This window comes from Limnohabitans sp. INBF003 (assembly GCF_055396645.1).
The window spans coordinates 3230592-3245617 of sequence record NZ_AP029222.1; the positions used below are offsets into that span (position 1 = coordinate 3230592).

Below are 15026 nucleotides of genomic sequence, written 5' to 3' on the forward strand. Positions count from 1 at the left end.
TTTTGTATGGAAAAATTGACCATGAACACGCGACAAATGACGAAAAATTTGGCGGTATTTTTTGAAAAACTCTCACCCTCAAGTGTGTCGCAACTGCACATGCTCTATGACGCGCAAGCCAGCTTCAAAGACCCGTTCAATGAGGTGAAAGGCCTGCCCGAGATCGAGCGCATTTTTCGCCACATGTACGTGGCACTCGACCAGCCGCACTTCGTCATCACCGGTCAGCTGGTCGATGGTGCGCAGGCCTTTTTGACTTGGGAGTTCCGTTTTCGCTTCAAGCGTTTTGACACCACCACCTTGCAAACCGTCCGGGGTGGCAGCCATGTGGTGTTCAACGAACAAGGCTTGGTGAGCCTGCACCGTGACTACTGGGATGCGGCCGAAGAGTTGTATGAAAAATTACCGGTGCTGGGTGGCGTGATGCGTTGGCTCAAGGCCAGGGCCAATCAATGAGGGCTTTGTTGGTGTTGATGCTTGATGGACCGCCGCGCAAGAGCGGCCATCGCTAAACTGGGTGCCAAACCGAGCCAACACAATTTGCTCAATGGCATGCCGAAAATCCAGAGCTCGAACAGCAAGGTCCATTGTCCAAAGACATGCAGTCGCATGGCAAGGGTCAGCCAGCGAACCTTGTTTTTCCGCTTTAGACAGCCTGCCAGCCCGACGACAGAAAAAAGCAGCACACACAGCAGTGTTGCCAGTGTGAGCCGTGTCACCGGTTGCCGCTGGACGCTGTAGCCAACGTCCAGAGCCCACCACCCCACGCCTAAAAAAATGGCAGAAACAGCCACCGTCCATCCGTGATGTGAGGCGGTCTGCACCGACTGAGGCTTCTGTACTTTGGACGTGGTGATGACTTCTTCGGAGCAGACCCCATCTGCGATGCGCGCGGGCACAGGCAAGGAGGCTTGTGCTCTGGGTCTGGGTGTTGTTTGCTTGTCGGTGGGTTTTGGCGTGGTGCAAGCATGTTGCAAACGGCCAAGGCATTGTTGCAACAACGCGCGAGCGTCTTCTTCCTTGTGCAAGTTCAGCAATTCAGAAAACGAAGCCTGCCATTCAGTGAGCAAGGATGGCTGCATGCGTGATGCGCGCAACAGCATTTGCCCTGCACCATGGGCCATAAGACACCATTTCAGCGGCAATTTTTCGACCTGCAAGCCTTGGGTCCAATCGTCCTGGTAAATTTTTTGAGGAACGTCGAAGGGGCTTTGCCAGTCGGTGGGCTCGGGCAATTGATGGCGTTTGCAAAAGTCTTTCCAATCCTGAGCCAATGCGGTTTGCAGCAAGGGGTGCTGGTCATGGTTGGGCAGCATCCAGAGCGGTTTTTGCAAAGCAAAGTGGGGGCAAATGGCATTGCCAAAGTCAATCAACCAGACGCGAGGACCAGCAGCATGAACGGTGTTCTGGATGACAAAATTCCGCAAGGCAATGTCAACATGCCAGACATCCAGTTGTGCCGTGGTAATGAGCGCAGACAACGCGCCTGCCAGCGCGTGCATGGTCTTGGTCGCTGTGACCGATCCTGAGTTCAACCACTGGTGCAGATCTGTGCCGCCATGGTGCATCTCCAGATAGACCATTTCCGCATGGCTGAGCACCACAGGGGGAACCGGTGCATGCCGCTGGCCCAGGTATTCCAGAATTTGATGTTCTCTGGACAGCTCGTAGCGGTTGGCGAATGTTTTTCGGTAAATTTTGGGGATTTTTTTATCCATACTGAATCCACAGCATGGCCACCGAGACGTCATCCTGACACCCTGACGACAAGGCCTCGTTGGCCAATGTCTGACAGAGGTAATCCAGGTCTTCGGACGAGGGTGTCCGCTGGCTGATTTTCTGGAGTGTTTTTTGCAGCACTGAAGCCGTCAACACCCGTGCAGGTCCGTCAGACATCATCAGTGCCAGCCAAGTTCCTTGAGCTGGCAAGTCCAGTTGGTGCACGGTGTCCAACACGTCTGATGCGACCAGTTGTCTGGGGTGTCCATCGGTGTCCAGATCTTTGGGCATGGTGCGGTTTTTTTGCCAAGGCCCCCTGCCCCACCAGCCGCGTTTGTAAACCGTCAATTCGCTGTCACCCACGCTCACCAGCCGCAAGCCCCATGGGGCCACATGAAGCCCCACCAGTGTGGCTGCGGTGTTGGGGAAGGACACCAACATGTGTTCGTGCAAGTCGCGAACCAGTGGCTCGAAGTTCAGGTGCTGGTCTTTCGGCACTTGGGCATCCGTGATCTGCTGGCAGAGCCACAGCGCAGCCTGACCACTGTCAGGGCAACTGTTGGCACCGTCACACAGTGCGTACAAGCCTTCCTCAGGGCATGCGCTGAAAGCGTCAAACCCCAAACCGGTGTCAGGCCCGTGGTTGATCGCCTTGCCCAGGATGCACGTTGGCGTCATCGAACAGCTCTGGGGCGTGGTGTGGCGTCGGCGTGAGTTGCAGAACGGCTGCCTGCACTGATCTCGATGCGCGGGTATTCGGCGCGGTTCTCCCGTTGACCGGGCGCAACGAGGGTGTCCATGGGGACGCCCGTCAGCAAGCGCAATGGCGAGTCTGGCGCAATCCGGTGCAGTGTGTCGGGTCGCAGCACTTCACCTTGCTCGGTGGAGCACGTCAGGCTGGCCTCAGCGGGAACAAAGCAATAGATTTGCCCCAATGCTTCAAACACGATCAGCTGCCTGCGTGAAACATAAGTCCCGGCAATGTCCACGCCTGACCCTACAGCGAGGCCTTGGGCAGAGGCGGTCTCGCGCCCAAGCAATGCAGGCAAAGTCACCGATTTTTCGGTGTTGCCGTGTTGGTCGTGAAGGGTGATCTGAACGCGCGATCCTGCGGTTTTTGTTCCACTGCGCAAAGCTTGGTTCATCGCTGTGCCGCGGGGCGTTGTGATGATGGTCTCGGGCATTGTGGGTGGTGTTTTTCGAGTGGGGCCGTCCAGCGCGGCGCGGACTTCAAAACGCACTTTGCGGCCTTTCAGCGAAAGGATGAAGGATTCATCTTCGGTCGCGGTGTCAAGTGATTGGGGGTTGACTTCAAAGATGGGCACCAAGTCGGGAGAGACCCGCACCGATGCACCTCGTGTTGACCGGTATTCACGCTGGACGACTTGACTGAAAAATTGAGAGCGAAACTGCGGATTGATGTTTTCGTGGTTGGATAAAAATTCTTCCAATTCGCGAGATGTTTGCGCGTCCATCGCTTTGATCACGAGGCTTTCCAGTGAGAAGAAACTTTCTTCCAGAATGCTGCGCATGTAGCGACTCTCGCGCTCTTCGAGTGCCCGTGTGATGGCGCTGCTGATGAGCGTTTTGAGTTCAAAAATCACGTTGTCTGCAAAAGCATCCATTTCGCGGGTGTGCAGGTTTTCGATGCCTTTTTCGGCAGAAGAAAAACCAAAAATGTCACGAAATTTCATGGCGCGCTCCTGGCGGTGTGAACAAGATCAAAAAATCAGGTTTCGAATGAACACGAATTTCCAGTCGTGTTTCCAGATCGGTGTATTCGGCTGACAGCAGGTCATAAAGAACACGGCCGTAATCTGCGGTGTGCAGTTGCTGGTGAACCTGATGAGGTATGCACAGGCACAAGTGGCGGTGTTCTCGCAGCGTGGACAAGACGGTGAGGCTCACTGCAAGCAATTGGGTCAAGGCAGGTGCATCAGGGTTAAAACTGAATTTGCGCATCATGGACCTCGTGCGGGAAGCATGATCTGGTTCACTGTAGCCATCGCCAAATGGCTGGCGGCATGCAGTGGCGGTGCGCCTTTTTCAGGAATCGCAATGACCCCGATACTCAGGATTTGGCGTGGGGTTTTTTCTGCGTCAGAGTCTCCTCGCCACTTGGACAATTCGCGGGTGTCCACCAAACCAGAGAACAAACTGGTCCCTGCAAATCCCGGGTCTTTTTGACTCACGGTGCCTGTTTTTCCCCAGACGCCGCATTCACCCGTGCAGGGTTTTTGCATTTCACGCGTGAAGGCGGCAGATATGGTCCCTGCGCCTTGCCAACCGACCTCTGCAGGCTCGACGGCCTTGCGCATGCCGCCCATGACCGTCAGGGCGGCCATCGACCATTTTTCGGGTGTACCTGGCAACAAGCTTGATTCAGCAGGAGGGGACATCACAGAAGGGAGCACAGGCGCCATTTTTTGCGTCAAACGCCACAGCTGCATAGGCACGACCGCCAAGCCCATGGCGCTCACGCGTGAGTCCCCAGCGCCGATAACGGCTTGAATGGCGCGTGAAGTTTCGGTGTACGCGGCGTCCCTTGGTGCTTTTTGTTGGCCTTGGCGGATGCGGTCGTAAAGTTCCCAGTCCATCATTTTGACGCCACGATCGGTACCGGACTCAATGGCCAGACGGCCGATCAAGCCAGGGACCAGGCTGGCCACATCGGCAGACACCAGACCGACTCGCCCGCAACCTGGCCCTTTGGCTTGGCAATTGAGGTTGAACCCGAAGGCGTTCGAAATGGCCCGGGTCCGTGCTGGAACGAAACAGCGCTGGTTTTTTTGCCCATCGCAAATGGCTTGTCGTTCCCACCATTCGTTGCGCTTGCTGACGCTGCCGTCATTTTGTCCCGATGTTTTGATTTGTTTTTGCAAGACCAGTGGGTCCATGTGCTCATGGGTTGCCAAGCTCAAGGCAAACAACAATTTGGCGGTTGACGCCGGAGGTGCTTCCAGCAAGGTGGCTCCCATGACTCCGGGGCCCGTGGCATTGGCTTTGTTGCAGGCTTTACCGTAGCACCAGGCCGCCAATGTCGCGCCAGATTGCGCATCCATGACGACCACTGAAACATCACGGAGTTTTTGCAGTGCAGGTACTTGGGTACAGGTCGCGCTGTGCAGACATGCTGTCCAAAGGTCGAACCTTTGCTGCATTTGAGCATTCAAGGTCAGGGTCGCAGGTCCGGTGCTGGTGAGTTTTCCGGTGACTGCAGAGAATGCGGAGGCCTTGGCGATGCCGCTGGCGAGTTGGCGGTAAGAGGATTCTTGCGATAAAGCGGCCAATGATTTGAGCTGAGGTGGATTGCCGCAATTCATGGCGTTACCCGACAGCAAGACAAACTGATCACCCTCTTTGCCCAAGAAGCATGGCATGTGCCTCGTCCACGTGACATCTTCAGAGAGTTGTTGCGCCACCGTGCGTGCAGACACGCTGGGGGTGTCTGATGGTGCCGCTGCCAAGGTGACGGCCCATTGGAAGGCTTGCAAAAAACTGCTGCAACCTGTCCAGTGGTCGGTGGCTTGCGCGGCCTGCAAAATACGTGCGTCAGCTTGTGCTTGTGACCATCCCAGTCCGGACATCAGGCGCACTCGGAGTACCGCCAGCGAACGACCTTCGCAAGGCAGGGACGTCGTCTTGTTTCCCGGTGGGGATTGAGGATTTTGCGCATCCAGACTGTTGCTGGCCGCAAGCACTTGTGCAATGCGATCGGTGGGGCGGAACACGGTGTCACCGATTGGAGGGGGCTGTTTTTGCTGCCACCAGGCTGTGCTGAGCAGCAGCATCAGCATGCACATGCCCATCCAGAGTGCGCGACCGGCCAGAACCCGACTGTATGGTTTGATCATGGCCTTGTTTCCTGAATGCGATGACGCACCACCATGGTGAGCGTGAGCGCGATAACAGGCACCAGTGACGATGACAAGCCAATGCTCAAAAGCGGTGTTCCCAAGCCGGTCAGGGGGATGATTCTCCAGTTGCCCAGAAATGTCACCACAGTCTGTGTTGCGGTGCCCCACAGCATGAAAAAAGCCATCATAGATAAAGCACGTGTGTTGCCTTGTCGGGTCAAAAATTGCCGCATCAACCATCCGGCCAAGGCCATCATGGTCATGAGATACAGCAGAAAAAATACAAAGCTGCCTTGGGCACCCAGAACACCGCTCAGGACCACAGGCATGTAGTCACTGAGCGCTTGCAAAGGGATGCAGACGCCACCACCGCTGCACCATGCGATTTGCCCCAAGTTGAAACCACGCTCATGTGCGGCATTTGAAAAAGCCAGCAGCCTTGCAAAGTCACTGACCGATGCGCTCAAGGGGTCCATCATCAACGCAATCCGAGCTTGAACTTTTTCGGTTTGACTCATGAGTGCGGCCATCAGCATGCCTACGAGCAAAACCGCACCGGCAAGGCGTGAACCAAAAACCATGTACAGCGTGGTGACCGCCACGATGGCGGTTACCAGTGCCGCACCAAGATCATGAAATACCAGTGCTGCTGCGCCAATGGCCACAGCACAAAATACTGTGAACTGAAGCAAAGGCCGATTCAGCTGTGCTGCGATCACATCCAAAGGGTCTTGGATGCCGAGCGCGTTTCGTCGCCACGCGGTCATCAAACGCCATGGCCTCAATGCCGCAGGTGCAACTTGGGCCGTTGCATGGACACTTCGGCCGAAAGCGGCGGTGAGCAGGCCTGCCATCACAGATATGCCGAGTTTGAGCACCTCTGAGCCCAACGCGGGGCCTTGCCATGCATACGCACAACCCATCAAGATGATCAGGGTCAACATGGTTGCACCCAAGTGCCGCATCGCCAACGAGATGATCTGACCGATCCGGGGGGCGAGGAGTAGACCCGTCGCCATGATGGAGGCCGTCACGCCACCGACAAGCATTTGACGGCTCAATTGGTTGCCCAGGGGGTTCAGTGGAAATACGCTCGAACCTTGACCATAGTGCACCGACGCATCTGCTGCGATGAACAAACCCAGCCAGGTCAAGACGGCGTAGCCAGCCATCAAGCCCCACCCCAACCAGCGAGCTCGCCACCACCCCAGCCCCACCAACATGGCCGTGCACAGTGTCACGGCCCAAGGCATCCATGCGAGGCAGTTGGCCAGCGTGTCTGCTCGGCCTTTTAGGCCAGAGGGGTTGTCTGCTGCGCGAACCACGTGCCAATTGATTTTTTTGAAGGTGCCTGATGTGGCGTCGTAGCTTTGGCCTTGTTGTTCCAGCAAAAGTTGAAACATGTCGGCGTAAGCCGATCTCTCAGCCGGGTGATCTTTTGTCTGGCTTTCCATTCGGGCTGAGCGTTCGGTCCATTGATCCAACCGCAACTGGAGTGCAAACAGCGGCTGAGTCAGCATGGGTTGACTCAAGCGCAGACTTTCCAGATGCTGGAGCAGCGAACGCAGTTCGGCTTGCCTTTGCTCAACCGATTGAAGCGCTTGCGTCCAACTGGCTTGCGCTTGGTCGGACACTGAAGGGGTCAGTGTGCTGGTGTTGTAACCACTGCGGCAATCGACATGGGCGAGATGTTGACCCGTCCACATTTCGCAAAACGCTGAGGCACTCAGTTGGGGTATTGATGCGGGCCGAACCCAAGAATCCACCGCCGCAGACAGCGCGATTTCACGTGAATCGACCGCTTTGGGAAACCAGCTCAGGGTTGCGACGCCCATGCCAATGGCCAGGAGACATCCCAGCAGTAATGGCCATGGGTGACGAAAAGTCGTCATGACGGTTTGTGTGCGGCGGCTGAAGTCATTGCGCTTTCAATGCGTCAAACAGCTTAAAAACAACAATAAAGCCAAAATTCCATGATGTGGCAATTTCGTGGCTTTTAATGTCAAAAGTATAATTATCAAACAATAAAAGTGTAAGATCTAAAAACAACAATTGAGGGAATACCTTGCTTGAAATAATTAAATTGACAATCCGACTCTCGATCGTGAGCTGTCTGGTGTTCAGCTTGTCCGCTTGTGACCAACTCCGTGGCCAATTGGCAGAACTGATTGCGCCGCAGTCCCCCGAAGAAGCGCTCAAGTCGATTGACACCATGACGGCGGCTGGGCAATTGAAAGAAGCGCTGGCCAAAGCCGAGTCTTTCATGGACAAACCGGGTGAGATGCGTGGGCACTTTGAGTTGGCTGCAGCGCGCGCCGCTGCGATGCAAGGTCAAACAGATGCTGCACTCCGTTATTTGGCGCGTGCGGTGGGGAGTTTGAATCTTGCGCCAGACACCTTGATGGCTGATGAGGCCTTCAGTGCGATGCGCACGGACATTCGTTTTTTGCAAACGATCACAGGCCAGGCCAGTACTGTTTCCAGCCCCCCAAAACCCTCACGCTCTGACACCCAAGTGAAAGCCAGTGAGGACACACAAATCAAGATGAACAACCAAGGCACAGAGGTCCGTGCCGGCGATGTTGTGATCAAACTTCCCAACTGATTGGATAAAGCATGAAAAAGAACATCATTGCATTGGCATCGGGCTTGGTCCTGTCTATGGCAGCAGGCTCATGGGCGCAAGCACAAACAGTGACTGCATCGACACAAACAAAAATTCAAATCACCAAGGGAGCCAGCCCTGCTTCTCTCAAAAGAAAGTTGAAAGAAGAGCTCGAAATCAGAGCCGTGAAGAATTTGCTGGAAGCCTCTTTTGCGATCAAGATGACACCCCAAGTCGAGGCCAAATTGCCCGAACTCGTCGAGTTGCTGGGGGACTCGATTCAAATTTCGATGGATCCAGCCGACGGCGAAGTCTTGTCCGGAAAAGCCACCATCACGGTGGCATCTGCCAAACTGAAAGAGTACCTCATCAACAAGGGCATTGGCGCTGGCGATATTGCCGCCAAATCAGCCAAGATCTTGGTCTCTATTGACGAGTTCATCGGTGTTGCGACGGCCAACGATGGCAAGACAGCCACTGAAACGGAAGTTCAATACTCCCACGACAAGAGCTCTTTCTCTGACACCAGCGCCAAGGCAGCAGGAAGCCAGAGTGCATCGTCTTCTTCGGCTTCATCGCGTAAAAATGATGTTGCGTTTGCATCACGTGATTCGGTAGCGGTCTCAGGTCGTCAGTCTTCCGCTGTTGCTGCGCGACAAGATACCGCCGTGGCGGGGCGTCGTGACTCTGCTGCTGCCTACCAAGGCCGTGATGGCAATGCTGCTGCGGCATCTTCCAGCCAATACGCTGGGGCACAGAGCACGCAATACCAAGCAGCTCAGTCTTCTCAATATGCGGGCGCTGCTTCTTCTTCACGCGCCTACAGTGACCGTAGCCAGAGTGCAAGTGCACAGAGCGCCTCATCGGCTTCTGCGTACAGCACAGATCAGAAAAACGTTCAGCAACAAAACGACAAAGTCAGCTATTCGGTGCGTACCAAAATGCCCGAGTTCAACAATGCGAAACCTTTGGGTGCCCAAGACCGTGTGTTGGCATCGCGCTTGAGTGGTGAATTCCAAAACAATGGCTTGCGCTTGGTGGCAGAAAACGACTTGCGCGCTGAAGGCGGTCGAATCCTTCCTATTTTTGAAATCACGAACAATGGACGAATCAACCAGTTCGTGGACTTGATTCAGAAAAAAAGCATCGAGGCCGATGTGTGGGCGACAGGCCAAGCCAATTACACGATTGTGGGTACAACACCGAGTGGGACGCAATGTAACGGCAACTTGGCTGTGCAAGGGCGTTTCATTGAAGGTAATGAAATATTTTTTGAAGACTCGTTGCAGGCCGCTGCAGTGGGTAACGGTGACCAGGATTGCCGTGGGCGACTCGGTATTGCATTGGCCACATCTTTGGCAAAAGTCTTGGGCCAAAGGGCCAACAAGGAATTGAATGCCCGCTCCTCACGTGGATCGGTCTATACCTTGTACCTTTACAGCGCGAGTTCACTCGGTCGTGGAGAGCGCAACAAGTTCCAGACAAGTTTGAAAGCCACTGATGGTTTGCAGGCCAGTGAGCCCAGGATCGGAGACAACTACATGGCCGTGAGCGTGCAGATGGCAGGTTCACTGGACAGCACGATCAACAAGGTACTTGACTCGCTCAATTGGGACAAGGCCGATTACGTGACGCGTCCCGGCAACCGAATTTGCATTGGCCTTGAAGGCAAACAAGCTTGCCCTGCCGATTTGCGCTAACTTATTTTTGATTGACGCCATGATCTCAAACCGCATTGCAGTTGTTTTGGCTTTGTGTACGGGTTGGCTTTGCAGTGCCCATGCTGCGGCTGAATTCCAGTACTACGTTTACCCAGTGGGCGGGATCACGGGCATCAGTCAATCAGCGATCAAAGCGGAGCAAACTGGGCCTAAATATGGCGGCATGATCAATGAGAAATATGCCGACCTCTTTTTTGATGAGGCCACCCAACAGGCGCTGATTAAAAATTTCAAAGATAGTGTGGTTAAGCAGTTTCCGACCTCTGTGGTGGGGGCTAACCAGATTCGTACCAGCAAGTCTGGCAAATATGCCTACCAACCCTACGAAACAACGCAGTGCAGCCCAGGCTTTACAGTCAATTACAAAGATAGCTTTGCGATTGCGATAGGTATCAGCCGTTTGTCAACGTACTTCAACACTTACGATGATTTCACCCAAGTCTTGGTCCCGATCACTTACACAGTGCGATTTGTCAAGCTCAACGGTGCATCGGTGGTCTTCTCTAAAAGCGAAACCATTTACAGCAGCATGGAGCGCTTGACGAAAGACTTTTTCATGCCGGGTACGAGGGACATCAAGCCCGAGAACATTGCCAAGCTCAAAGCCGCCATCATGGCCGATGGCATTCAAATGGTGCAGCGACATGTCGACGCCGCAGCAAAAGGCTTTTCGCCCAAGCAGTCCGAGATCACCGTGGCGGCCAGAGACGCCAATTACTTCATCTTCAACAGCGGCAGCGAAGTGGGCTTTTCTTCTGGCGAAGACTTTTATCCCGTCAACGACAAAGGTGAAGAGTTTGCATTGACCGTTGAATATGCCAGCAATGGTATTACAGTGGCCGTTGCCAGTGATTTCACGCCTGAAGTCAAACGTGCAACCAATCGTCTGCGTCAGGGTGAAAAACTGACATTCAGTTTCACCAAGCAAGGTAAAGACGATGCCAAACCATCTGTTTTGGCGGTTCAATACACACCGTCTACAGGGGCGAATCTGAACGATCAACAGGTACAGGACAACGCATTGCTGTCCATCGTGGCTGATGACATCGGGTTCAAGGCCCCCTTCAACCTGATCAAGCACGATGCCGACTTTTCGCGGCTCAAAACCCAAATCCGTGGTGAAGCCAATTGCGAATCGACCATGTTTCAAGACATGAATGGTTTTGCAGACAACTCGACCAAGCCTCGTGCGAACCCAGACTTTTACTTGAAACTCGATGCACACAGCTCGCCCATTTTCACGGCGACAGGTGTGGGCGGCGCCACCACCAAGTCCATTTTCAACAATGCGGTCACTCTGAGTCTGGTGGACCGCTCCAGTGTGGTGAACCAGGTCTTTGTCGGCAGCAACCCCTATGAGTTAACCCGCACGGGCGGCAAAGGTTTGGACAATAACCAGGCCAACGAAATCAACTTGAAAAATGCGGCCTTGGGTGCTATGCAATCCATGCTCACGGGCTTTGCTGTGGCGCCCAAAACGTTGGCCATCAAAGCCGTGTCAGGTGGGGCCATCACATTGGCGCAACCCTTGCCTTTGAGCGTGTTCAACCAAGCCAAGATTGTCCGGCCACTCAAGGCTGGATCGAAGGCCACCATCTTGATGCCTCTGGCGAGCAGCCAAGCGCAATTGGTCAAGCCCACGCAAGACACTGACAAGCTGGACATCAAGGGCGAAGTCCGCAACAGCGACTTGATCATGCTGGGATCTATGGATGCCACCAATAAGCCACTGAAGATGTGTGACGACACACGCAAGCGGCACTTCCTGATGACGCCCAGTTTGAAGCACCCCTCATTAGGTGAAGGCGTGGTGGGTCGCGTCATCCCCTTCAAGGCCAAGGGATTCAACCTTTACGAAACATCAGCTGCCTACCTCGACAGCGTGCAGTTGGCCTTGCGAGACGGATTTTTTGGCAACACCGACGTGGTCAAAAACGTGGAGTCGCCCTATTGCGTGGTGGCCCAAGAACTTCAGCAATTGGTCAAAAACGATTGCACTGCTGACAAGTGCGCGGGCTCGGGCAGCCTCGGGTCGGTGGTTCGAATTTACGAAGGCGCCAACAAGATTGGCGAATCCATCATTGGTGCCAAGTTTGATTTTGCAGACATCAAACCCGATGCGCTTTCCCAATTTGTAGGCGTCAAAGCCTACGAACACCAGCTGAACAGCATTGCCCAGCACAAATCAAAACTCAACTAAAGGAAATCCTATGAAAAACAAAATCATTGCGTTGTTCATTGCGCTTGGCGCAGTGTCTTCTGCGAACGCGCAATTCGGCGGTTTGGGCGGCATGCTCGGCGGTGGCAAAAGCAGTGGCGGCGGCGACGTTGGTGCCTTGGCTGATGAGTTCAACCGCGATGCCTCGGCCATCAATGAAGTGGTCAGCTACTCGCTGCTGCAAATTGTGGCGGCTTTGGGCGACAAGACCCAAATTGCCAACGTCAAAGCAGTGGCCGACAACCTGAACAAAACCACAGACCCTAAGGAAAAGGGCAGCATTCAAGGTACCGCGGTCAAAGACACCGCTGCAGTGGCTGAGACATTGCTGAAGTCGGCTGATGCCAAAGCAAAAGTCGAAAAAATGGCTCCTGAGATGCAGCAAAAAGTGGCGAAATCCATTTTCGCTGTGGGCGTCGCTTCGTTGCGCATTCCCGCCATGATGGACAAGGGCAAGAAGATCATGGAAGGTGTTGGCAGCAACCCCATGAACATCACCAAAGCCTTGCCGGTCAAGGACGGCATGGCCGTGTTTGCCGCAGCCTTGCCCAAAATGCCCAGCATTTTGACCACTGGCTTGCAGTTGATGCGCGATGTGAAGGTGGATCCAGGCAATCCAGCGGCCGACTCCAAGTTGGAGGCGGATAAAAACCTGATCGTGCCCGAGTAATTGGATGCGCATGGTCCTTGGTGGCCACAGCAAAAAGCCCAGCTCACATGAACTGGGCTTTTTTCATGGCTGTGCCAGGGTCTCGAAATCTCAGGGGGCTCAACCCGGCAAACTGTCCATAAAGCTCGGTCGCTGCGCCAGCTTGTCGTAAAGCTTGTGCAGGTTGGGGTAAGGGGTGCGCCAGTCGATGTGCGGGAACCTGAAATCCAGATAACCTACAGCGCAACCCACGGCGATGTCAGACAGGCTCAGGTGGATGCCTGAGCAGAACGTCTTCTCACCCAAGCCGTGACTCATGGCGGCCAATGCGTGTTGAATTTTGTCCAGCTGCCGGTCAATCCAGGCTTGGCTGCGCTGGCTGTCTTCGCGTTTCGTCCATACCGCTTCCATGCGTGCCAGCAGGGCCGCGTCCAGCAGACCATCGGCCAGTGCTTCCCAGGTTTTGACTTCAGCGCGCTCACGGCCAGCCGATGGAATCAGTTTGCCCACAGGTGACAAGGTGTCCAGGTATTCCACGATGACGCGGGAGTCAAAGACGGCCTCGTGCCCTTCCATGATCAGGCAGGGCACTTTGCCCAAGGGGTTGGATGCGTGGATGCTGGTGGTATCTGACCACACGTTTTCCGTCACGAACTGGTAGTCCAACTTCTTCTCGGCCATGACGATGCGCACCTTGCGGACATAGGGACTGGTGACGGAGCCGATGAGTTTCATAAAGGGAAATATCTGAACTGAATGGTTGTTGATTCTAGAGGCTCAGGGCTCGCGAACACTGACACGATCGTTGATGGGCGCCGTCCGGGTGCCTTGGCCCTGGGAATTACAATCAAAGGATGAATTTCTCACCCATTTCCGCTCTCTCGCCGCTGGATGGCCGTTACGCCAGCAAACTCAACGCCCTGCGCCCTCTGATGAGCGAGCAAGGCTATATGCACCGCCGCGTGCAGGTGGAGATCGCCTGGTTCATCGCTTTGTCGGATGCAGGCTTTGCCGAGTTCAAACCTTTGTCACCCGGTGCACGCAGCTACCTGACGGCCTTGGTGAAAAATTTCTCCGAGGCCGATGCCGTCGCCATCAAGGAATTCGAGAAGGTCACCAACCACGACGTGAAGGCGGTGGAGTACTGGATCAAGTCCAAATTCAAGGATCGCCCCGAACTGGAGCATGTGGGCGAATTCGTGCACTTTGCCTGCACCAGCGAAGACATCAACAACACCAGCCACGCTTTGCAGATCAAGGGCGCACGCGCCCAGGTGATCTTGCCGGGCCTGGATGGCCTGATCGCCAAGCTGCGTGAGATGGCGCACACCTTTGCCGAAGTGCCCATGCTCAGCCGCACCCATGGCCAGACCGCCAGCCCCACCACTGTGGGCAAGGAAATGGCCAACGTGGTGATGCGCCTGAACGGCTGCCGCGAAAAAATCGCCGCCGTCAAGCTCATGGGCAAGATGAACGGTGCCGTGGGCAACTACAACGCGCACCTGTCGGCTTGGCCTGACTTTGATTGGGAAGCTTTTTCAAAGAAAGTGGTCGAAACGCCCGAGCTCAGCGAAACCCAAAGCAGCCAATGGGGCTTGGGCCTGACTTTCCAGCCCTACAGCATCCAGATCGAGCCGCACGACTACATGGCCGAGTTGTTCGACGCCGTGGCGCGCACCAATACCATCCTGATCGACCTGTCGCGTGACATCTGGGGCTATGTGAGCCTGGGTTACTTCAAGCAGCGCCTCAAAGCCGGTGAGATCGGTTCGTCCACCATGCCGCACAAGGTCAACCCGATTGATTTTGAAAACGCCGAAGGCAACCTGGGCCTGGCCAACGCCGTGCTCAAGCATTTGTCTGAAAAGCTGCCGATCAGCCGCTGGCAGCGTGACTTGACCGACTCCACCGTGCTGCGCAACATGGGCGTGGGCCTGGGCTACACCACGCTGGCCTATGCCTCGCTCATGACCGGCCTGAACAAGCTCGAACTCAACGAAGAAGCGCTGGCCGCCGACCTGGACGCCGCTTGGGAAGTATTGGCCGAGCCGATCCAGACCGTGATGCGCCGCTATGGCGTGCAGGGCGCCTACGAAAAGCTCAAGGAAGTCACGCGTGGCAAGACTGTCACCGCTGCGGACCTGCATGGCCTGATTCAGGGTCTGGAGATCCCGCAAGCCGACAAGGACCGCCTGCTGGCCATGACACCGGGCAGCTACATCGGCAAGGCCGCCGAGCTGGCCCGCCGGGTCTGACG

Annotated in this window: 13 protein-coding genes; 6 read left to right on the plus strand and 7 right to left on the minus strand. The window is 55.1% G+C overall.

The annotated features are described in order from the left end of the window. Positions 1-21 precede the first annotated feature (21 nt). Positions 22-456: a nuclear transport factor 2 family protein gene (locus ACZ5VE_RS15105; protein WP_464455932.1), complete on the plus strand. Its 435-nt coding sequence runs from the start codon at positions 22-24 to the stop codon at positions 454-456. Here the strand turns inward: ACZ5VE_RS15105 and ACZ5VE_RS15110 are convergent. The 6 genes from ACZ5VE_RS15110 to ACZ5VE_RS15135 are packed head-to-tail and all read right to left on the minus strand — an operon-like array spanning position 450 to position 7411. Continuing rightward, entirely contained in the window at positions 450-1718 is a 1269-nt protein-coding gene (locus ACZ5VE_RS15110; protein WP_464455933.1) for a BUD32 family EKC/KEOPS complex subunit, read from the minus strand. The two genes, ACZ5VE_RS15105 and ACZ5VE_RS15110, sit on opposite strands and share 7 nt — an antisense overlap. Then, positions 1711-2397 (minus strand): hypothetical protein, encoded by a 687-nt coding sequence (locus ACZ5VE_RS15115; RefSeq protein ID WP_464455934.1) that lies wholly within the window; start codon positions 2395-2397, stop codon positions 1711-1713. Before ACZ5VE_RS15115 ends, ACZ5VE_RS15110 begins: the two co-directional genes overlap by 8 nt. Beyond that, positions 2394-3413 carry a hypothetical protein gene (locus tag ACZ5VE_RS15120; protein ID WP_464455935.1) on the minus strand — a complete coding sequence of 340 codons (1020 nt, stop codon included), beginning with the start codon at positions 3411-3413 and terminating at the stop codon, positions 2394-2396. Before ACZ5VE_RS15120 ends, ACZ5VE_RS15115 begins: the two co-directional genes overlap by 4 nt. Then, positions 3400-3684 (minus strand): hypothetical protein, encoded by a 285-nt coding sequence (locus ACZ5VE_RS15125; protein ID WP_464455936.1) that lies wholly within the window; start codon positions 3682-3684, stop codon positions 3400-3402. Before ACZ5VE_RS15125 ends, ACZ5VE_RS15120 begins: the two co-directional genes overlap by 14 nt. Then, positions 3681-5573, minus strand: coding sequence for a hypothetical protein (locus ACZ5VE_RS15130; RefSeq protein WP_464455937.1), 1893 nt, complete (start codon positions 5571-5573; stop codon positions 3681-3683). Before ACZ5VE_RS15130 ends, ACZ5VE_RS15125 begins: the two co-directional genes overlap by 4 nt. Further along, positions 5570-7411 (minus strand): FtsW/RodA/SpoVE family cell cycle protein, encoded by a 1842-nt coding sequence (locus ACZ5VE_RS15135; protein WP_464455938.1) that lies wholly within the window; start codon positions 7409-7411, stop codon positions 5570-5572. Before ACZ5VE_RS15135 ends, ACZ5VE_RS15130 begins: the two co-directional genes overlap by 4 nt. Positions 7412-7659: 248 nt before the next feature. On the opposite strand from ACZ5VE_RS15135, the gene ACZ5VE_RS15140 reads away from it, so the two are divergent. From ACZ5VE_RS15140 to ACZ5VE_RS15155, 4 genes are read left to right on the plus strand one after another with little or no spacing between them, the layout of a single operon-like run. Continuing rightward, positions 7660-8181 (plus strand): hypothetical protein, encoded by a 522-nt coding sequence (locus ACZ5VE_RS15140; protein ID WP_464455939.1) that lies wholly within the window; start codon positions 7660-7662, stop codon positions 8179-8181. Between the two features lie 11 nt (positions 8182-8192). Further along, positions 8193-9881, plus strand: a complete 1689-nt coding sequence (locus tag ACZ5VE_RS15145; RefSeq protein WP_464455940.1) for a hypothetical protein — start codon at positions 8193-8195, stop codon at positions 9879-9881. Positions 9882-9900: 19 nt separating this feature from the next. After that, positions 9901-12102: a hypothetical protein gene (locus tag ACZ5VE_RS15150; RefSeq protein ID WP_464455941.1), complete on the plus strand. Its 2202-nt coding sequence runs from the start codon at positions 9901-9903 to the stop codon at positions 12100-12102. Between the two features lie 10 nt (positions 12103-12112). Next, positions 12113-12790, plus strand: a complete 678-nt coding sequence (locus ACZ5VE_RS15155; protein ID WP_464455942.1) for a hypothetical protein — start codon at positions 12113-12115, stop codon at positions 12788-12790. Between the two features lie 99 nt (positions 12791-12889). Here the strand turns inward: ACZ5VE_RS15155 and ACZ5VE_RS15160 are convergent, their stop codons facing one another. After that, a complete protein-coding gene (locus ACZ5VE_RS15160; protein WP_464455943.1) occupies positions 12890-13504 on the minus strand; it encodes a glutathione S-transferase N-terminal domain-containing protein in 615 nt (204 codons plus the stop codon). A 119-nt stretch (positions 13505-13623) separates the two neighbouring features. On the opposite strand from ACZ5VE_RS15160, the gene purB reads away from it, so the two are divergent. Continuing rightward, positions 13624-15024, plus strand: a complete 1401-nt coding sequence (gene purB / locus ACZ5VE_RS15165; RefSeq protein ID WP_464455944.1) for an adenylosuccinate lyase — start codon at positions 13624-13626, stop codon at positions 15022-15024. Positions 15025-15026 lie beyond the last annotated feature (2 nt).